This is a genomic window from Enterococcus sp. MMGLQ5-1, from assembly GCF_013155265.1.
Lineage (GTDB): Bacteria > Bacillota > Bacilli > Lactobacillales > Streptococcaceae > MMGLQ5-1.
The window spans coordinates 21,057-38,980 of sequence record NZ_JABJXU010000013.1 but is presented as its reverse complement, the minus strand read 5'-3'; the positions used below and the strand labels follow the sequence as shown (position 1 = coordinate 38,980).

General features: G+C 35.9%; 20 protein-coding genes and 1 other RNA gene. 15 read left to right on the top strand and 6 right to left on the bottom strand.

Translation table 11 applies throughout. The annotated features are described in order from the left end of the window. Nucleotides 1-248: 248 nt before the first annotated feature. The 3 genes from HOY35_RS11690 (at nucleotide 249) to HOY35_RS11680 (ending at nucleotide 3,341) form a co-directional block, all read left to right on the top strand. Nucleotides 249-704, top strand: coding sequence for a MarR family winged helix-turn-helix transcriptional regulator (locus HOY35_RS11690; RefSeq protein WP_172213982.1), 456 nt, complete (start codon nucleotides 249-251; stop codon nucleotides 702-704). Further along, nucleotides 697-2,550 (top strand): MDR family MFS transporter, encoded by a 1,854-nt coding sequence (locus HOY35_RS11685; protein WP_172213984.1) that lies wholly within the window; start codon nucleotides 697-699, stop codon nucleotides 2,548-2,550. The genes HOY35_RS11690 and HOY35_RS11685 overlap by 8 nt, the downstream gene beginning before the upstream one ends. 272 nt (nucleotides 2,551-2,822) lie before the next feature. Continuing rightward, nucleotides 2,823-3,341, top strand: coding sequence for a hypothetical protein (locus HOY35_RS11680; RefSeq protein ID WP_172213986.1), 519 nt, complete (start codon nucleotides 2,823-2,825; stop codon nucleotides 3,339-3,341). A 1-nt stretch (nucleotide 3,342) separates the two neighbouring features. On the opposite strand, the gene HOY35_RS11675 is transcribed toward HOY35_RS11680, so the two are convergent. Next, nucleotides 3,343-3,855 (bottom strand): hypothetical protein, encoded by a 513-nt coding sequence (locus HOY35_RS11675; protein ID WP_172213988.1) that lies wholly within the window; start codon nucleotides 3,853-3,855, stop codon nucleotides 3,343-3,345. Nucleotides 3,856-3,895: 40 nt separating this feature from the next. On the opposite strand from HOY35_RS11675, the gene HOY35_RS11670 reads away from it, so the two are divergent. Genes HOY35_RS11670 through HOY35_RS11660 form a run of 3 tightly spaced genes read left to right on the top strand, consistent with a single transcriptional unit; the run spans nucleotide 3,896 to nucleotide 5,030 of the window. Further along, nucleotides 3,896-4,225: a hypothetical protein gene (locus tag HOY35_RS11670; protein WP_172213990.1), complete on the top strand. Its 330-nt coding sequence runs from the start codon at nucleotides 3,896-3,898 to the stop codon at nucleotides 4,223-4,225. A gap of 21 nt (nucleotides 4,226-4,246) precedes the next feature. Further along, entirely contained in the window at nucleotides 4,247-4,480 is a 234-nt protein-coding gene (locus HOY35_RS11665; RefSeq protein ID WP_172213992.1) for a hypothetical protein, read from the top strand. 1 nt (nucleotide 4,481) lies between these two features. Further along, nucleotides 4,482-5,030 (top strand): hypothetical protein, encoded by a 549-nt coding sequence (locus tag HOY35_RS11660; protein WP_172213993.1) that lies wholly within the window; start codon nucleotides 4,482-4,484, stop codon nucleotides 5,028-5,030. Nucleotides 5,031-5,394: 364 nt separating this feature from the next. On the opposite strand, the gene HOY35_RS11655 is transcribed toward HOY35_RS11660, so the two are convergent. The 3 genes from HOY35_RS11655 to HOY35_RS11645 form a co-directional block, all read right to left on the bottom strand. After that, a complete protein-coding gene (locus tag HOY35_RS11655; RefSeq protein WP_172213995.1) occupies nucleotides 5,395-5,901 on the bottom strand; it encodes a hypothetical protein in 507 nt (168 codons plus the stop codon). A gap of 236 nt (nucleotides 5,902-6,137) precedes the next feature. Beyond that, nucleotides 6,138-6,329: non-coding RNA, 6S RNA (ssrS, locus tag HOY35_RS11650), on the bottom strand. Nucleotides 6,330-6,376: 47 nt separating this feature from the next. Then, nucleotides 6,377-7,651 (bottom strand): replication-associated recombination protein A, encoded by a 1,275-nt coding sequence (locus tag HOY35_RS11645; RefSeq protein WP_172213997.1) that lies wholly within the window; start codon nucleotides 7,649-7,651, stop codon nucleotides 6,377-6,379. 173 nt (nucleotides 7,652-7,824) lie between these two features. Between HOY35_RS11645 and HOY35_RS11640 the strand changes: the two genes are divergently transcribed. From HOY35_RS11640 to dtd, 6 genes are read left to right on the top strand one after another with little or no spacing between them, the layout of a single operon-like run. Continuing rightward, on the top strand, nucleotides 7,825-8,295 hold the full coding sequence (locus HOY35_RS11640; protein WP_172213999.1) for a DUF3013 family protein: 471 nt from the start codon (nucleotides 7,825-7,827) through the stop codon (nucleotides 8,293-8,295). Nucleotides 8,296-8,335: 40 nt separating this feature from the next. Continuing rightward, nucleotides 8,336-9,289 carry a 50S ribosomal protein L11 methyltransferase gene (gene prmA / locus HOY35_RS11635; protein WP_172214001.1) on the top strand — a complete coding sequence of 318 codons (954 nt, stop codon included), beginning with the start codon at nucleotides 8,336-8,338 and terminating at the stop codon, nucleotides 9,287-9,289. Next, on the top strand, nucleotides 9,289-10,062 hold the full coding sequence (locus tag HOY35_RS11630; RefSeq protein WP_172214003.1) for a 16S rRNA (uracil(1498)-N(3))-methyltransferase: 774 nt from the start codon (nucleotides 9,289-9,291) through the stop codon (nucleotides 10,060-10,062). Before prmA ends, HOY35_RS11630 begins: the two co-directional genes overlap by 1 nt. Continuing rightward, nucleotides 10,043-10,651 (top strand): hypothetical protein, encoded by a 609-nt coding sequence (locus HOY35_RS11625; protein WP_172214005.1) that lies wholly within the window; start codon nucleotides 10,043-10,045, stop codon nucleotides 10,649-10,651. The genes HOY35_RS11630 and HOY35_RS11625 overlap by 20 nt, the downstream gene beginning before the upstream one ends. Further along, nucleotides 10,651-12,870: a bifunctional (p)ppGpp synthetase/guanosine-3',5'-bis(diphosphate) 3'-pyrophosphohydrolase gene (locus HOY35_RS11620; protein WP_172214007.1), complete on the top strand. Its 2,220-nt coding sequence runs from the start codon at nucleotides 10,651-10,653 to the stop codon at nucleotides 12,868-12,870. The genes HOY35_RS11625 and HOY35_RS11620 overlap by 1 nt, the downstream gene beginning before the upstream one ends. Beyond that, complete coding sequence (gene dtd / locus HOY35_RS11615; protein WP_172214009.1) at nucleotides 12,870-13,322, top strand: D-aminoacyl-tRNA deacylase; 453 nt, start codon at nucleotides 12,870-12,872, stop codon at nucleotides 13,320-13,322. Before HOY35_RS11620 ends, dtd begins: the two co-directional genes overlap by 1 nt. A gap of 207 nt (nucleotides 13,323-13,529) precedes the next feature. On the opposite strand, the gene HOY35_RS11610 is transcribed toward dtd, so the two are convergent. Further along, nucleotides 13,530-13,832: a hypothetical protein gene (locus HOY35_RS11610; protein ID WP_172214011.1), complete on the bottom strand. Its 303-nt coding sequence runs from the start codon at nucleotides 13,830-13,832 to the stop codon at nucleotides 13,530-13,532. Nucleotides 13,833-13,985: 153 nt separating this feature from the next. On the opposite strand from HOY35_RS11610, the gene HOY35_RS11605 reads away from it, so the two are divergent. Next, nucleotides 13,986-14,744: an XRE family transcriptional regulator gene (locus tag HOY35_RS11605; protein ID WP_172214013.1), complete on the top strand. Its 759-nt coding sequence runs from the start codon at nucleotides 13,986-13,988 to the stop codon at nucleotides 14,742-14,744. A gap of 359 nt (nucleotides 14,745-15,103) precedes the next feature. Here HOY35_RS11605 and HOY35_RS11600 read toward each other — a convergent pair whose 3' ends face one another. Continuing rightward, entirely contained in the window at nucleotides 15,104-16,726 is a 1,623-nt protein-coding gene (locus HOY35_RS11600) for a SulP family inorganic anion transporter (RefSeq protein WP_172214014.1), read from the bottom strand. 155 nt (nucleotides 16,727-16,881) lie between these two features. On the opposite strand from HOY35_RS11600, the gene HOY35_RS11595 reads away from it, so the two are divergent. Together HOY35_RS11595 and HOY35_RS11590 are read left to right on the top strand one after the other, a co-directional pair. After that, nucleotides 16,882-17,148: a chorismate mutase gene (locus HOY35_RS11595; RefSeq protein ID WP_172214016.1), complete on the top strand. Its 267-nt coding sequence runs from the start codon at nucleotides 16,882-16,884 to the stop codon at nucleotides 17,146-17,148. Between the two features lie 104 nt (nucleotides 17,149-17,252). Continuing rightward, nucleotides 17,253-17,813, top strand: a complete 561-nt coding sequence (locus HOY35_RS11590) for a biotin transporter BioY (protein ID WP_213173279.1) — start codon at nucleotides 17,253-17,255, stop codon at nucleotides 17,811-17,813. The last annotated feature ends 111 nt before the right edge of the window (nucleotides 17,814-17,924 follow it).

The window sequence follows — 17,924 nt, the reverse complement described above, 5'->3', positions numbered from 1 at the left end:
TTCTTCCCGAAGGGATGAAGCCGATTCTCCTGCTAATAATCTCTCAACGATCTGAATTTTTAATGTCTCCGGATAATAATTATGTTTTGCCATTAGAAAAACACCTCCAAATTTATTTTACTAAATTTGAGGTGCTCTTTTTTAATTGTATCTAATTATAGTGTCAGTTCCGTTTATACCTTGTCATTTTTTATTTTTATGCGTATAATAGTTAACACTATTAACTAAAAAGAAAGTGAGTGTATAGAATGTCTGACTATACAAAATTAGCTGAGGAATATCTGCAAATAATTGTACCTGAATTTAGGAAAAACGCAGCACTGGATCGCATTCAAGACTATTCCAGAGGCGAAAAATTTGTTTTGAATTCATTGCGACATTCTGGGGGTACTGCTTCACCTGTTACGCTAAGCCTTCGCTTAAACAGCAGTGCTGCTAGGATTACAGCAATTATTAATCGTTTAGAAGCAAAACGCTTTGTTACTCGAAAGTTGGATTCAATTGATAAGCGTAAGCAACAGATCATCCTTACCGAAGCAGGCTCAGAGTGGATTAAACAGGAGAATTTACTAGTTATTGCACATTCAGAGCAAATATTTAAGGTGATGGGATTGGCAGATACAAAAAAGTTTATTGAGTTGACAGAGCAGTATATTGAAATTTCAAAAAAGATTAATGAAGGATGGCAAGATATTAATGACTAGGAGAAATAAAATTACGGTAATTGTTTTAATTTTGGGCTCTTTTTTAGCCGTCTTAAATCAAACGACAATGAATCCCGCATTGCCGTCAGTGATGAATGATTTAGCAGTGAGCGCAACAACGGCTCAATGGTTGGTTTCTGGTTTTACACTGGTTAATGCAATTGTAATTGCAATTTCTGCATTTTTAATGGATCGTTTTTCAACGAGGAAGCTGTTTATCGGTAGTTTTTTGTTTTTCCTGCTCGGTAGTTCTCTAGGCGCTTGGGGATTAAATTTTCCAATGCTTTTAGTTGGCCGTTTTTTACAGGCAATTACCTCAGGTATCATGCTACCAATGTCAATGACGGTTTTACTTTTGGTTTATCCGCGAGAAAAACGTGGATCAGCAATGGGACTATATAATTTAGTTTTAATGTTTGCCCCCGCAATTGGACCAACAATTTCAGGCATTTTAACGGATAAAGTTGGTTGGCGGATGATGTTTTTATTTATGGCAGCTTTGAGTGCTGTTATTATCTTTATTGCAGCAATATTTCTAAAAAACTTTGGGGAGCAGAAAGCTGTAACACTTGATAAAATATCAGTGCTTCAGTCATCTCTTGGTTTATTTAGTCTATTATATGGCTTTTCACAAATTGCAGATGTATCGATGCGCTTGCCAGCGATTATTTTAATTATTGTAGGTGTGTTAATTTTATTATTTTTTGCTCGTCGACAATTAAAGCTGTCACAGCCCTTCTTAGAAATACGTGTTTTGAAGGATAAGCAGTATTTAATTGGGGTAGTTATTTCAATGCTAATTCAAGCTTCACTTTCAGCAGCTGCAATCACACTACCATTATATATTCAAAATGTTTTAGGGTTATCTGCGACGATTTCAGGATTGATCATGATGCCTGGTGCAATTTTAGGCGCACTTTCAGGTTTTTTAGCGGGCAAAATTTTTGATCGTTTTGGTGCGAGATATTTAGCGATATTTGGTGTTGTTTTAATCTCAGCAGGGTCATTTGGCATGGTGTTATTTAACTTTGATACAACTATATTTATGATTATGCTGTGCTATGCGATTCGCTCCATTGGTTTAATGTTTGCCAATACACCAGTTAACACTTGGTCAATCAGTAATTTATCTGATGAGGTTCTAAATCATGGTAATGCGCTATCAAGTACCTTACGTCAGGTTGCCTCTACCTTATGTACGGCAATTATGGTTTCTGTGATGTCTATAGTAGCCAGTCAGGCCAACAATCCAGCTTCAATCGATGCTGAGCTAAAGGGTGTGCAAGTGACCTTCCTGTTAGGTGTGTTAATTGCCTTAATTGCACTCATTTTAGTTATTTTTAAAATCCGTAATAAGGACCTAAAAGAGATCGATGAGGCAGATAATTATGATTTAAAAGAGGCGATGAATTCAACACCGTATACAGTTTTGGATACGGATGACATTAAAAAAGTAATTCAAATTTTTACGAGTTATCGAACAAGTGGTTTACCGGTTGTAGATATTAAAAATCGCTTAGTTGGTTTTATTTCAGATGGCGATATCCTTCGATTTCTTTCTAAAAATGATTATGTTTTTACGAATTCAGAGGGCTTCACTTTAAATATTTTAGATCGCGAAAGCTTTTCAGATAAAATTCAAGAGCTTCTTCAGAAAAATGTAATGACTGTTGCTTTTCCGCAGCCCTTGAAAATTACAACAGATATGTCTTTAATGGAGGTTATAAAACTGTTCTCAGAGCAAAAGAAAAATAAGGTAGCTGTTACCAAGGATGAGCAATTAATTGGCACAATTAGTCGTGTTGATTTAATGAAATTCATGATGAAGCAAATACCAATTGATTAATTAAAAGCTTGATGGCTAATGAATTTTTTATTAGATAAAAAAGAAGCGGAATTAAACCCGCTTCTTTTTTGTCTTTAATAATTTAGAAACAAAATCGAAGTATTTCATCAACAAATTAATTATAAATTATATCCATAGAGAAATTACTTGTTAAATCAGTAGTCAAATAATTATTTGAGGATTAATGATTTAGAAACAATTCAGCAAATTATTATTAACAATTCTATCGTAATTTAACAATATAAAATTTAATAGAGGAAAGGATGAATCTAATGTCTGAAAAAAAGGAATTATTTATTGGTTATGAATATCGTGATGTAACCATTGCAAAAGACTTTTCAACATTAATCATTGATGGTTACGAAAATTTTGGTTGGCAAATGATTAGTGCTTCAACACCCTCACAGGCAATTAATTCAATTACAGTTAAATTCAAACGAAATCGTGCAATTCAGCATAAAGCGGAATTAACTAAATTGCAAAGAAATTTTGATGTGACACTTGAAGAAATTCAAAAATTAGAAAAACAAAAAACATTTTTAGCTTCTATTGTTGGTTTTACGATAGGTCTAATTGGAACCTGTTTTATGGCAGGAGCGGTATTTGCAATTGATGCTAATTTAACAATATTGATGGTCGTTTTGGCGATTCCAGGCTTGATTGGTTGGATTTTACCGTATTTTATTTTTAATAAATTAAAATTAGTGAAAACGAAGAGCTTCAATCTAATAATTGAAAAGAAGTACGATGAAATTTATGAAATCAGCAAGCAAGGTAATTGTCTATTATAAATTAAAAAAGAGGAGGTTTAGAAATGGAATTATCTACAGTTGTTATTGGTGTCATCATCGTTGTTGTAATTGTTGCCGTAGCCGTTTTCCTAAAAAAACGCTCAAAGTAATCAAATAGGAGGAAAGAAATGGAATTATCTACAGTTGTTATTGGTGTCATCATCGTTGTTGTAATTGTTGCCGTAGCCGTTTTCTTAAAAAAACGCTCAAAGTAACCAAATAGGAGGAAAGAAATGGAATTATCTACAGTTGTTATTGGCGTCATCATCGTTGTTGTAATTGTTGCCGTAGCCGTTTTCTTAAAAAAACGCTCAAAGTAACCAAATAGGAGGAAAGAAATGGAATTATCTACAGTTGTTATTGGCGTCATCATCGTTATTGTAATTGTTGCCGTAGCCGTTTTCCTAAAAAAACGCTCAAAGTAACCAAATAGGAGGAAAAATATGGATTTAACTAAAGCTGTAATTGGTGGAATTGTTGGAGTTGTTGCTATTACGATTGGCGTTCTTGTCAAAAAACATCGTCGGACATAAAAATAGAGAAAGAGGCTTAAAATGGGATTATTTAAAGTAATTGATGGATTATTTGTTGGTACACGATATGGTATTTGGGGCATTAGTTTACTTGGCGTGATTGCTTCCATTATTTTGGTGTTTTTTAATATTGGAATGGGATTAGGTGCGGTATCGGTATTGCTATCCGCGTTAGCGTTGTCAGTTGGTTTAGTAATACTTTTATTACCAGCTTATTTTACTAAAGGCAAGATGATAGGTAATAAACGTTATATTACAGGTAGTGTATTTACAGCCGTGGCAATTTTAGTGATGGGGCTTACTTATTTTTTAAATAGTGGCTTTCCAGACTTAAATTTACTATTTTTATAAATTAATAGAGGAGAAAAAATAATGTCATTAGCAGATAAAAATGAAAAAATTGAAGAAAAAGTAGTAGCCTCTTATCAAAAAATTGAACAAAATACCGTGAGTGCTTACAAAAAAATTGAGCAGAGTGCAGTCGAGGGCTTTGATAAGGTGAGCAATCAATTTGTCAAAAAATTATTTAGTAAAGATGGTGAAAGTATAGAAGCAACTAAGGCACGCCTGAAGGAAAATGCCCAAAAGCAAGGGGGGCAGAAATAGGATGACTCAATTTGAAAGGAAGTATATCGAATGGGAGTATCATGATATTCAAGTACCCAGATATCAAATTAATCTTTATAAGGATTGCTATGAAAATTTCGGCTGGTTTTTTATTGAAGCTATAAAACCAGGCAGTAACGCCCATCAGGAATTTTCTGTTGAAAATGATATTGATCAGATTAAACTAAAATTTAAGAGAAATCGTAGTATTGAAAACAAAAGAGAGCTTGATCGTTTGCAAGCTGAGTGTGAGCGTGCGTTGAAGGAAATTCAACGGTTGGAGGGAAAAAAATCCGCAGCTGAAATTGGTCCATTAATTGGTTTTGGCACCATTGGTACCATTTCCTTAGTTGCGAGTATCATTAATCTGTTCTCAGCTTCATTTGGACGGGGTTTCTTATTATTAATCGCTAGTTTAATGAGCTGGTTTTTAGCCTATTATTCATTTAATCGGCAAAAAAGATATGCCAATGCAATAACCTTAAAAATTCATGAACAATTGGAAGTCTTGTATCATTCATATGGCTTGGCTAATCAAGGCTTAGTATAAATGTATATTAATATGGTGAAGTTGTTGTTTATTGCTGAATATTATAAATCAAATTGCTGAAAGGATTGGTTTCTTTTCAGTTTTTTTTTTCAAATAAATTTATCCTTCATACAATAAACAGTTTTAACTATGTTTTCATTAATAATTTTAAACGGAATGCGACTTCTAAATCCAGTAGAGTCCCTTGACTTTGCAAAGCGATAACGACGTAGAAAATAGATAAATTTCCGAACATTTGCAAAGCGTAGCGATAAGCTTTGTCTGAAATGATTTATCATTTCAAAACAAGCAAATGTCATCAATTTTCTAATTTTCTACGTCGTTAAACGTCTTTTGTCTCATCTTTTTATAGGCGTTATTTTAGTTATTCTGTAACTTGCGCAGTGTCATCTTGGGTGATAGTAAACGAAGCAATATTAGTTCCATCAGGATTTAAATAATTTACCTCTAACTTTACATCGGGAACAAAGCCCTTTAAACTCTCTAGTGTAGGCTTCATTGCTTTCACCAAGGTTGGCTTCATTGCTTCAGCATCAATTGCGATATCGCTAGCCTGTGCTAAAGTATAATTATAGATGACAGTGTTATCTGGTCCTTCTTCTATCGCTATATCAGCAATAGAATCCCCAATTTGTGCTTTTAACATTGGAATTTGAGACTGCGCGGCTTCAATCATCAAGGTAAGATAGCTTGACGAAGTATCCTCTGTAGATGCTTGGGTAGAACTTGTAGTAGCCTTAGTACTACTACTGGATTTCTCGGAAATTTTTGTGGCTTCGGTCGAACTAGGCTTAGTAGCTGTTTTACTTGAGCATGCGCTTAAACCAATCATTGCTATTAATCCCAAAAATATTATCTTTGCTTTTTTCAATTAATTATCCTCCTATAATAATATTATAACAAAAAAATATTTTTCAAACTATATAAACAATAGTTATTTTTGACTTGATGAAGGCTGCTTATTGTCTCAGCTTTTATAAAATTTAAGGCTACTATTTATAATAGGGCAGAAAAGCCAAAGGTATCATTTATTATTATCCTTCTCTGTGTATATTAAAAAACAGCCCAAAGCCTATGCTTTGGACTGTTTACTTATAAAAAGTAAAGGTACTCTCCGTTGATGCCGTTTTACATCCTGAGGTATTGAACCCGCAGTATAAGCAGGTGGGTTCTTTGATTTGCAATCGTGAGTTACCAAGTGAAAAGGCGTACTGCTGATTGAAATACTTAAGATCCCTATCAATTTACAAAAATGTTCGGTCAACACACGATTGGAATAATCGTACATCACAGCTTTCCCGTATATCAAGCATATCACCAAAAATTAAATCTTGCAAGTGCAAGTGTCACTTAGGCTTTCTTCCCTTTTTCCAAGCTTCAATCTGATTTTTACGAAAGTTAAGAGCCTGTTCATACTTTCCAGTATCCTTAGCCTGATAATAAGAAGCAGCCTTGATTTTATCAGGTAAATATTCTTGCTTGACCCAGTCATTAGGGTAATTATGTGGATATAGGTATTCAATTCCTCGACCCAGTTTTTTTGCGCCTTGGTAATGTGCATCCTTTAGATGACTCGGAATATCCAAGGCACCATGCTGGGTCAAGTCGCTGATTGCCTCATCCATTGCTGAATAAGCTGAATTTGATTTAGGAGATAAGGCGAGATCGACAATCACATTAGCGATTGGAATACGTGCTTCTGGAAAGCCAAGTCGCTCAGCTGCTTGAATGGCAATTACAGTACGCTGGCAAGCATCAGGATTTGCTAAGCCGACGTCTTCATAAGCAATGACGGTTAGCCTGCGTGCCAAGCTTTGTAAATCGCCCGCAGTAATCAATCGAGCAGCGTAATGTAAGGCAGCATTAACATCGCTTCCGCGAATTGATTTTTGTAAGGCGGAAAGGACATCATAATGACCGTCACCATCCTTATCCATGGTCAAGGCCTTTTTTTGCAAGCTATTTTCTATTGTTTTTAAATCAATTTGAACACTTTGCTTTTTTTGACGACTTGATAATACAGCCAGCTCCAAGCTATTATAAGCGCTTCTTAAATCACCATTGGTCGCTTGTGCTAGAAAATCGAGCGCCTCATCAGTAATGCTAACCTCAAAATCAAAGGCTTTATTATTTGCTAATGTTTCTTGAATAGCTGACTTAATCTCGTTTGGCAACAAAGGCTTAAGCTCAAAAATTTGAACTCGACTACGAATTGCGGGATTAATTGAAAAATAAGGATTTTCTGTCGTTGCACCAATGAGAATAATTTCGCCATTTTCCAATAAGGGTAATAGAAAATCCTGCTTTGGCTTATCTAAACGGTGAATTTCATCAATTAAAAGAATAACCTGTTCACTTATTTTAGCCTCCTCGGCAATGATTTGAAGGTCCTTTTTGCTACCAGTTGCAGCGTTTAGGGTTCGAAAAGGTTTATTTAGACTGCCCGAAATCGCACTCGCAATACTGGTTTTACCGATGCCGGGCGGTCCATATAAAATCATTGATGATAATAAATTAGCATCAACCATCCGTCTAATAATTTTCCCAGCTCCTAAGAGGTGTTTTTGACCGATAATTTGGTCAATTGTTTTGGGGCGCATTCTTGCTGCTAAATTTTTCATGGTACCTCCTTGGGGTAATTTAAAGCCTAGCTAATTCATATTTTAACATCTTTTTCAATTTTGTCAGTATGCACTTTAAATGTTAGAATAGATTTAAAACTGCTTATAACAACGTTCGCTATTGAACAAATTTATAGATAAATTGTTATAAAAAAAGAATTGAGGCTATTAAGATGGCAAAAATAAATTTTGTTGAGGTTTTAGAAACATTATTTGAACAAGAGCTACCAAATGATTTTGAATTTATTTGGGATAAGAAGAATTTCACGATAGCGCTTTGTTTTATTATTGATGTTCATAATCCGAAGCATATTGAATTAATTGATATTGATGGTGCGGAAAGTGCAGATAATATTGCCTATGAAGATGCCATTTTATTCTATCACCCAATAAAATCAAAGTTTGATCCTAAAGAATACCTTGCAGCTTTTCCTTACCAAGATAAAAAAGGTTTGTCAAAGGAATTTCTTGTTGCACTGATTGCTCATCTAAAATTCGTTTTAAGTGAAGGTGAAAGCGATTTAATGGATTTTCTAACTGATGATTTACAAGACGTTTTTGAGCTGAATTTTCATCAAGCTGATTTTCAGCAAAAAATTGAGAATATCGAGGAAACTGAATTTTTTGCTTACCCCAAATACTAGGATTAATTAGAGCCGATGACAATTGATAGAGGAGTTTAGGATGGAATGGATAGAGGTAAAAGTTGAAGTTAATCGAGAGGCGCTTGATGCAGTCAGTGAACTATTGATGAGGCATGGCGCTCAGGGTGTGGCGATTATTGATTCGTTAGATTATCAACAGCACGAAGAAAAATTTGGTGAAATCATGCCGGAAATTGTTGTAGATGAGCTGGTTACAATTTCTGCTTATTATCCCGAAAGTATCCCAATTAAAGAAAAAATTGTTGAAATAGAGCATGAAATTGTAAGAATATCAGAATTTGGACTGGAAATTGGTGATTTTTCAGTGCATCTTGATGCTTTGGCCGAAGAAAATTGGGCTAACTCATGGAAACAATATTTTTTACCCACAAGAGTATCGCGTTATTTAACGATTGTACCGAGCTGGACTGACTATCAGCCATTTATGAATGATGAAAAGGCGATTATTTTGGATCCTGGGATGGCTTTTGGGACAGGGACACATCCAACTACAGTATTAAGCATGCAGGCGCTTGAAAGTAAGCTACGTGGTGGCGAAAATTTGATTGATGTTGGTACAGGCTCAGGCGTATTAAGTGTTGCCGCCTCAATCCTAGGTGCTACACAAATTTTAGCTACTGATATTGATGATGTCGCTGTTAAGGTCGCAAAAGAGAACATTGCTCTAAATCCAGTTGATAACATTAAAGTCCAAGCGAGTGATTTGTTAAAGCAAATTGATTTTGAAGCCGACATTATCGTGGCTAATATCCTAGCTGATATTTTAGTTGATTTAATGGCGGATGCGTATAGATTGCTAAAAAATCAAGGCTATCTGATCTTATCAGGTATTATTCAAGATAAGTTACCGCTTGTTGAAAAAAGCTATTTAGAAAATGGTTTTGTATTAGAAGCGCGTTCTCAGATGGGTGAGTGGGTTTGTCTTATTTTGAAAAAAACAGATAGTGATTTATCAGAAGTAGTTGGTGGCTAATGCAAAGATATTTTATTAATCAAGCCCAAGTTTCTGATGCGCAGTTCATTTTTCCAGATGAAATGCAGGCGCACCATATGCTTAAGGTTTTGCGAATGAAACCAGATAGCTGTGCGGAGTTTGTGCTGAACGAACAAGAATTACTCATTGCGAAGCTTGTCTCGGAACAGCCATTGGCATTTCAAATCATTGAAAGCTATGAACGAAAGGTCGAGCTCCCGGTTCAAATTTCAGTTGCCACCTCATTTTTAAAGGGTGAGAAGCTGGAGTGGCTTGCGCAAAAGGCAACAGAATTAGGAGCTAGTGAGCTAATTATCTCGCCGATGAAACGAGCGGTGGTAAAGTGGGATGAGAAGAAACGTGCAAAAAGGCTGATGCGTTTACAAAAAATCGCTCAGGAGGCAAGCGAGCAAAGTCATCGGATGATAGTACCAAAAATAACTATCTTAAATCACCTGAATGATTTATTATTAGAGGCAGCTGAATATGATTTAGTCTTGATTGCTTATGAAGAAAGCGCAAAGGATGGTGAGCAAAGCCAATTTGCGCAGTCACTTGTAGCCTTTAAGGGGCAGCGTATATTAGTGATCTTTGGACCAGAAGGTGGTTTAGATTCTCAGGAGATTGAAAAATTAGAGTCAGTCGGTAAACTAGTTGGTCTTGGACCGCGAATTATGCGAGCAGAAACGGCACCTCTCTATGTTCTATCAGTGCTGAGCTTTTATTTTGAATTATACAAAGGGGGCGGACAGCTTGAAAGGGATTTTGATTGATTCGCATTTAAATGATGAATTGATATTGCAAAAAGTAGCTGAAAAAATCATTCTTGATCCAGTTGATGAAATTGTTGTGCTCCCAAGTCAAATTCATCGACTAAAAAATTTATTAGAAGGTCTAGTTATTAATCTTGGCGTCTTTATTGATTATCCCTTGGGCGCAGGTACAACTGAAAAAATCATTTTTGAAATTTTAGATGCCAGAAAGAATGGTGCGAGCTGTTATTATATCAGCATTCCTTTAGGCTTAATGCAGCAAGAAGCAATTGAGAAACTACAAAATCGCATTATTCAGATTAATTCAATTGTTAATGCCATGGAAAATATTTATTTTCTATTGGATATGAGTCAATTAAAGGAAACTGAAAAGCTTAGCTTAACGAAATTAATTAAGCAAATTCATCTGGATAGATTAGCAATTATTTCAACTGATACGACTCAAATCTCACATGATTTGGAGCTTTTGCGCTTTGATAATCAAGACCTCGTCGAGATTAAGCAGTTTGTCCGAAATAGTCAAGAAATAGATGACGAAGCTAAAGAGAATTATTATATGAGATTAGCCTCGAAGGGAGGGGATGCGTAATGCCAAAAGAAGTAAATATTACTGGAGAAGGCGTAGTCAGTCTTTGCCAAAGATATATGAATCCTGAAGACATCAAAATTGTAAAGCATGCTTTGGATTATGCGACCAATGCTCATAGTCATCAGACTAGAAAATCTGGGGAGCCGTATATTATTCATCCAATTCAAGTGGCAGGGATTTTAGCTGAGCTTAGAATGGATGCTGTGACTGTTGCCTGTGGCTTTTTGCATGATGTTGTTGAAGATACCGATGTCACAAACGAGCAGCTCGCGATTGATTTTTCACCAGAGATTGCCCAAATTGTCGAGGGTGTAACGAAAATTGGTAAAGTTGAATATAAATCTCACGAAGAGCAGCAGGCTGAAACGCATCAAAAAATGCTACTGGCAATGGTTAAGGATTTACGTGTAATCATGGTTAAATTAGCTGATCGCTTGCATAATATGCGAACCTTGAAGCATCTAAGACCAGATAAGCAGCAACGCATCTCAAGAGAAACATTAGAAATCTATGCACCAATTGCGGATCGTCTCGGTATTAATCGGATCAAGTGGGAGTTAGAGGATACCTCATTACGCTATCTGGAGCCTAAACAGTATTATCGAATCGTTCATTTAATGAAAAATAAGCGTTCTGAGCGTGAACGAATTGTTGATACTGCAATTGAAAAATTGAGAGATAAGACAGAAGAAAATGGTATCTACGGGGATATCTATGGCCGACCTAAGCATATCTATTCAATTTATCGCAAGATGAAAGATCAAAAGAAACGTTTTGAAGAGCTTTATGATTTATTGGCAATTCGTTGTATTGTCGAAACGAAGGGCGATTGCTATGCAGTTTTGGGTTATGTTCACGATATCTGGAATCCCATGTCAAATCGTTTTAAAGATTATATCGCAGCTGCTAAGGCGAATGGCTATCAGTCCTTGCATACGACTGTTATTGGACCAGAGGGACAGCCGTTAGAAATCCAAATTCGGACAACTAAAATGCACGAGGTTGCTGAATACGGGGTTGCAGCTCACTGGGCATATAAACAGGGCAAAGGCGATAAAAATGAACCTGATATTATTGAAAAGCAATTGAACTTTTTGAAAACCGAATTATTGGAAATAAAACAGGAAAGCAATGATGCTTTGGAGTTTATTGATTCAGTTAAAGGTGATGTTTTATCAAGTAAAGTCTATGTCAATTCGCCAAAGGGCGCAGTCATAGAATTACCAAAAGGTAGTGGTCCATTAGACTTTGCTTATGCCGTTCATACGCAAGTAGGTGACAAGGCAACAGGTGCTAAGGTTAATGGTCGAATGGTGACCTTTGATTATAAATTGAAGACTGGTGATCGTGTTGAAATTATTACCTCCTCAAATTCCTTTGGACCGAGTCGTGACTGGCTAAAATTTGTTAAGACCACAAAAGCACGCAATAAAATTAAACGCTTTTTCAAAGTTCAGGATCGGGAATTAAGCGTCAATAAAGGTCGAGATTTATTGAAAAATTTCCTACTAGACCATGATTTTGTACCGAATCAGTTTATGGATAAAAAACACATTGCCGAATTATTGCCGAAATTAAATTATAAGAATGAAGATGACTTAATGGCGGCAATTGGTTTCGGTGAAATCAGCCCTGTTTCAGTCGGCAATAAGCTGACCCATGAAGAAAGAAAGCGTCAGGCTCGTGATAAGGAAGAAGCCGAGCGCATGGAAATTTCTAAGGTACCAATTAAAAAAGAAGACACAGGTAAAATGAAGGTTAAAACCGATGGTGGTGCTGTCATCCAGGGTGTTAACAATCTTTTAATTCGTCTCGCTAAATGCTGTAATCCTGTACCCGGAGATGAAATTGTCGGTTATATTACTAAGGGTAGAGGCGTGTCGATTCATCGAACTGATTGCCCTAACATTGCCAATCAAGAAAATGTTGAAGCAAGATTAGTGGAGGTTGAGTGGGAAGAGCATTCTGGTAATAGTAAAATTTACAAGGCGGAACTTGATATTTATGCTGTTGATAAGCCGGGCCTGTTTAATGAAGTTTATCTAGTGGTTAGTAACTTTGTTAAAAATGTGATTAGCGTTAATGCCTATCCTGCAAAGGACCGCAAGGCGATGATTCATATTGCGATTCCGATTCAGGATAAGGAAGAATTAACAATGATTGTTGATAAAATAAAGATGATTCCCGATGTGATTAGTGTTAAAAGGACAAATGGCTGATGAAAATTGTAATCCAACGTGTAACCTCCGCATCTGTTACAATTGAAGATAAAATTGTGGGTGAAATTGGCTCAGGCCTATTATTATTGGTTGGTATTGCACCAGAAGATACTCAAGAGGATTTGGCATATGCTAGTCGAAAGCTACTCAATATGCGTATATTTTCAGATGAAAAGGGCTTAATGAATCTCAGTATTAAGGATATCAAGGGCGCCATTCTTTCAATTTCTCAGTTTACCTTATTTGCAGATACCAAAAAAGGTAATCGGCCAAGCTTTACCAACGCTGCAATGCCTCAATTTGCCAATCAAATGTATCAGCTGTTTAACCAATTACTATCAGCAAGTATTAATGTGCAAACAGGTCAATTTGGGGCAGATATGCAAATTAGCTTGGTCAATGATGGACCGGTCACGGTAATTTTAGATACGAAACAAAGAACAGCTAAATAATTAAAAGTTAGTACAGCTACGGCATTCAAAGCTTGAATTTATAAAATTTAACTTCTGAATGCTTCAAGCAAGTGCTATCTTTTTTTATACATAAAAAGTAAAAAAAGGAAATGTGACATAAGTCCCATCCCTCTTGGTTTTATATTTGTGATTCATCGGTCTTCTATGCTGCAAAAACGCTTTTTGTCACATCTTTATTGCTTTATATTAGCTTACCGCAAGCTGATTAATATTTTCTGCGAGCAGGATTTTTAATTCACTTTCTTCTGATAAGGGGGTGGCATCCCGATGGTAATAGGCCTTCCATTCCTCTTCATTGTTGAAAAATGGTTGATTGCTCAAATGGCTTTCTTCGATTATTTTTTCCTTTTTCATTTGGAAGTAGATATAGCCAGAGGCTAAGGCAGCAATTACTCCAGCTGTAGCCATTAGACCCACAACTAATCCAAAAGCAGCAACATTGAGGCTTGTAATAATAATGCTTAATATAATTAATCCGATATTTTTCATAAGATAATCTCCTTACTTTGAACTTAATAATCATATTATACATTTCAATTTTATTGAATTCAAGTATTTTATTTCAATTTTATTGAAATATTTTTTGTAAATGTTATAATTAAATACATAAAAGACAATAATTTTGAGAAAAGTGGTGAGTTGATGGCAGACAGTTACTTTGGCAAAAATTTAAAATATTTGCGAACTAAGAACAAATTAGAACAAAGAGATATTGCAAATTTACTAAATAAAAAAAGTGTTGGCACAATTAGCTATTGGGAACAAGGTAAATCAGAGCCAAAGCATGAAATATTGAATTTTCTAGCTGATTATTTTGAGGTTTCTGTAAATGATTTGCTCAATTCAGATTTAGCTAATAAAAAGAGAACAGTTAATATCGGCGATTTATTTAGAAGATTAACGCGGGAAAATAAAATTAAAGCAACGACATATGTGCAACAGCTACTTCAAAATCAAAGTGATGAGTTGGCGGCGCGACGTCAGGCTAAGCAATTATTTAAAATTCCTGTTTATCAGCATATTGCTGCTGGATTAGGGTGGGGTAAAGAGCAGGTTGACGGTGTTGTTGACTATTTTTACGTTGAGGAAGAGCCACCTAAGTTTGATTTTGCAATGATTGTTGAAGGTGATTCGATGGAGCCAGAATTTCATAACGGCGAAATTGCACTTTTTAGAAAAGCAAGTCAGGTTGATGACGGCGGTATTTATGCAGTAGACTACCAAAAGCATAATTACCTTAAAAAAGTTTATCAAGATGATGAGGCAACTCGCTTAGTTTCAATTAATCCAGCCTATCAGGATATTGTTATTCCAGTACCTGATTATGAAGACGTCAGCTATGAGGACATTCCATATGTCATTGGAAAGGTAATTGCAAGCTATCCAACAGTTGATCAATAAATAATTAAAGCAACCAGCCTGTAAAATAGGTTGGTTGCTTTTTGATTTGTCATTAGTCTAGCTCTGTAATAAGTTGGATTGATAAATATTTCGGTTCGATTTTTATTTATCCTGAGATGATAAAAAAGACGTATTGCCCTAAAATGAAATTGCTCTTATATTTGCAAATAATTCAATCTTTCCTCGAAAACCTTCCTTTTTCGCAGCCATTCAGCATGAGCAGTGTGAATTTGGTATTGTTTTTGAGAATTTCTTCCTTTTCGCAGTCAATCTACACCAAAGGGCAGTCGTCCGAAGGCGCCTGCCTAACAATCATATTGATTATTTTTGCAAAATCAGTTCGATATGACATTGAACCATTATTCTTCAGATTGCCAAAGCGTGATTAAAAATTGGTTGACTGCTGGATAGAAGGCCTCCTTACCTAGTAAATCAACAATCCCTGCTCGTTTCAAACTATCGAACAACTGTTGATTCATTGAAGAAAAAATCACCCTTTGCTTGCGTGCCTGCATTTCCTGACAGTATTCTAAAAGCATTCTTAGCGAGGTAACATCAACCATTGGCACACCTCTCAGCGATAGAATGACGTTTTGCTTTTCAGGTAATTGCTCTAATTTGCTACTTAGCGTATCTGCGGTTAAAAAGAATAAAGGTCCTGAGATATAGACAACAGTCCAGTTTGCCGATTTTGCACGAGCGCTTTCATCTAATCGTTCGGTATTAATTGGTGAGCTCGTAATCTCAATTCGAGCAACCTTGTAAATAAATAAGATGAAGCCAAGTAAGATACCGACCATAATGGCAACGCTTAAATCAAAAACAATTGTAATTACCATTGTCACTGCAAACTTAATGAGACCGCTTTTCATGCGATGTTGATATAGATAGCGAATTGCAGACCATTCATTCATTCGAAAAGCAGTCATAATTAAAACGGCTGCGAGTGCGGCAAGTGGGATATTTGACATGAACGGTGCAAAAATAAACATTGAGCAAAGCAAGATGAGTGCATGGAAAATCCCAGTTAGACGTGTTTGAGCGCCTGATTTAATAGCGACACTGGTTCGTGCTATCGCTGCTGTTGCCGGAATACCACCAAAGAAAGGTAGGATCATATTACCGATGCCTTGGGCAATTAATTCTTGATTATTATTGAGCTTTACGCCGGTCATTCTACCTGCTGAGGCACCACAGAGCAGGCTTTCAATCATGCCCAGTGCTGCAATACTGAATGCTGGCAAGAGTAAATCTTGTATAACGGGCCATTTTAAATTACTAATTGTTAAATGCTTTTCGGGTATTAAGGTTTGTGGAATATTGCCAACAGTAGCAACATCTAGCTTAAGGACTAAGGTAAAAATAGTCGCAATCAAGATAGTAACTAGGGAGGCAGGCAGATATTGCCCCCATTTTTTAGGGTATAAAATAATGAGTAGAATAGAAAGTAGTCCGATAATAAGTGCGATTGGTTTAAACTGTAAGTGAATAATTTGCTTTAAAACAGCTGCTAGATCAGCATTAGCCTGATTGACACCGAATAAATTTTTGATTTGACCAGAAGCAATGATAAAAGCGATTCCTGAAGTGAAGCCTGTGATGACTGAAGATGGGATAAGGGTTGTTAAAACACCTAAACGAAAGATACCGGCAACTAATAAGAAAATACCAGCGATAAAGGTGGCGATAAAAATACCGGTGAGCTGGTATTTAGCAATAATGGAAACTAGGACCGCTGCCATCGCGCCTGTTGGACCTGATATTTGATAAAATGCACCAGACAACGACCCGATAACTAGTCCGGCAATAATTGCAGTAATCAGTCCAGCAGATGCGTCTGCGCCACTAGATACCCCAAATGCAAGCGCAAGTGGGAGAGCTACCGCTGCGACTGTTATTCCGGCTAAAAAATCTTTTATTAGCTTTGCCCTGTTATATTGATGAAACTCTTTTCTTAGATTGCCTATAAAACTTGTAAACATTTTACCTCCTTGATTTTGGTAGTGAAAACAAACCAAGGGTATCACAATAAAAAATTGAAAACAAGGGTTATTTCAAAGTGCAAACGCTTTTTTGCGAACTGAGATGCAAAGATTTTTGTAATTGTGTTACGATATAAATAAATAAGGAGGGCTTTATGGAGATTGAAGATATTAGACGAGAAATTGATCAAATTGATGGTGAATTGGTCGCGTTATTAGAAAAAAGAATGGACGCAGTTGTTGAAATTGTTGAATATAAGAAAAATACTGGTAAAGCGATTTTTGATGGTGAACGTGAGCAAGAAGTTCTAAAAAAAATTGCGACTTTAGTTAATAATAAAGTACATCAAGAGACGGTGGTTGCAACTTTTTCAGATATTATGAAGAATTCCAGAAATTTTCAAGAAAAGGTTTTGAAGTAGGTATTGATTTTTTTTTAGGCGGAGGTCTTGGTTAACTTAAATAAATAAAAAGGTTTACTAATGGACGAAGTTGTAGTAAACTTTTTATCTATAGGAGGTTTACTTTGAAAAATACAAAATTTGATATCCGTCGATTAACTCGAATTTCAATGATAGTTGCCATTATCGTTTTATTAGGTTTATTTCCACCAATCACCCTCGGCTTTGTGCCTGTCCCGATTGTTTTACAAAATTTAGGAATCCTACTTGCTGGTGTTCTTTTGGGTAAAAAAGACGGTCCGATAGCCGTTTTTAGCTTTTTTATCTTAGTTGCTGTCGGGTTGCCTTTTTTAGCAGGGGGTCGTGGCGGAATTGCGGTTTTTTATAGTGTGAGTGCGGGCTTTTTGCTTGGTTATCTTGTCGCAGCCTTTATAATTGGTCTTTTGATTGAAAAATTGCATTTTGATCAAAAAATTGTTAATGCCTTAATTGCGACTTTAGTTGGTGTGATAGTGATTGATGCAATTGGTGGCATCTATATGGGGCTTTATTTAAATCAGTCACCAGTTATCGGTCTAGTCAGCTCAGCTGTCTATCTCCCGGGTGATATTATAAAAGCAATCGTGGCGAGCTTTGTTTATATTTCGATGCCTGCTAGTATTTTACAACGAACGATTAATAATTAAGAATACATATGATATATCTAGACTTTGAAATCTTTCTTTTGGGAGGATTTCAAAGTTTTTTTTATTAATGACTTTAGTCAGCTGAGCTCGCTTAGTATATGAAACAAAAAA

What these genes read in the sequence shown, in the direction of transcription:
- HOY35_RS11680 (WP_172213986.1), top strand. Translation starts at nt 2,823, where the DNA reads ATGTCTGAAAAAAAGGAATTATTTATTGGTTATGAATATCGTGATGTA.
- HOY35_RS11690 (WP_172213982.1), top strand. Translation starts at nt 249, where the DNA reads ATGTCTGACTATACAAAATTAGCTGAGGAATATCTGCAAATAATTGTA.
- HOY35_RS11600 (WP_172214014.1), bottom strand. Translation starts at nt 16,726, where the DNA reads ATGTTTACAAGTTTTATAGGCAATCTAAGAAAAGAGTTTCATCAATAT.
- HOY35_RS11610 (WP_172214011.1), bottom strand. Translation starts at nt 13,832, where the DNA reads ATGAAAAATATCGGATTAATTATATTAAGCATTATTATTACAAGCCTC.
- dtd (WP_172214009.1), top strand. Translation starts at nt 12,870, where the DNA reads ATGAAAATTGTAATCCAACGTGTAACCTCCGCATCTGTTACAATTGAA.
- HOY35_RS11685 (WP_172213984.1), top strand. Translation starts at nt 697, where the DNA reads ATGACTAGGAGAAATAAAATTACGGTAATTGTTTTAATTTTGGGCTCT.
- HOY35_RS11665 (WP_172213992.1), top strand. Translation starts at nt 4,247, where the DNA reads ATGTCATTAGCAGATAAAAATGAAAAAATTGAAGAAAAAGTAGTAGCC.
- HOY35_RS11595 (WP_172214016.1), top strand. Translation starts at nt 16,882, where the DNA reads ATGGAGATTGAAGATATTAGACGAGAAATTGATCAAATTGATGGTGAA.
- HOY35_RS11660 (WP_172213993.1), top strand. Translation starts at nt 4,482, where the DNA reads ATGACTCAATTTGAAAGGAAGTATATCGAATGGGAGTATCATGATATT.
- HOY35_RS11630 (WP_172214003.1), top strand. Translation starts at nt 9,289, where the DNA reads ATGCAAAGATATTTTATTAATCAAGCCCAAGTTTCTGATGCGCAGTTC.
- HOY35_RS11670 (WP_172213990.1), top strand. Translation starts at nt 3,896, where the DNA reads ATGGGATTATTTAAAGTAATTGATGGATTATTTGTTGGTACACGATAT.
- HOY35_RS11605 (WP_172214013.1), top strand. Translation starts at nt 13,986, where the DNA reads ATGGCAGACAGTTACTTTGGCAAAAATTTAAAATATTTGCGAACTAAG.
- HOY35_RS11620 (WP_172214007.1), top strand. Translation starts at nt 10,651, where the DNA reads ATGCCAAAAGAAGTAAATATTACTGGAGAAGGCGTAGTCAGTCTTTGC.
- HOY35_RS11645 (WP_172213997.1), bottom strand. Translation starts at nt 7,651, where the DNA reads ATGAAAAATTTAGCAGCAAGAATGCGCCCCAAAACAATTGACCAAATT.
- prmA (WP_172214001.1), top strand. Translation starts at nt 8,336, where the DNA reads ATGGAATGGATAGAGGTAAAAGTTGAAGTTAATCGAGAGGCGCTTGAT.
- HOY35_RS11640 (WP_172213999.1), top strand. Translation starts at nt 7,825, where the DNA reads ATGGCAAAAATAAATTTTGTTGAGGTTTTAGAAACATTATTTGAACAA.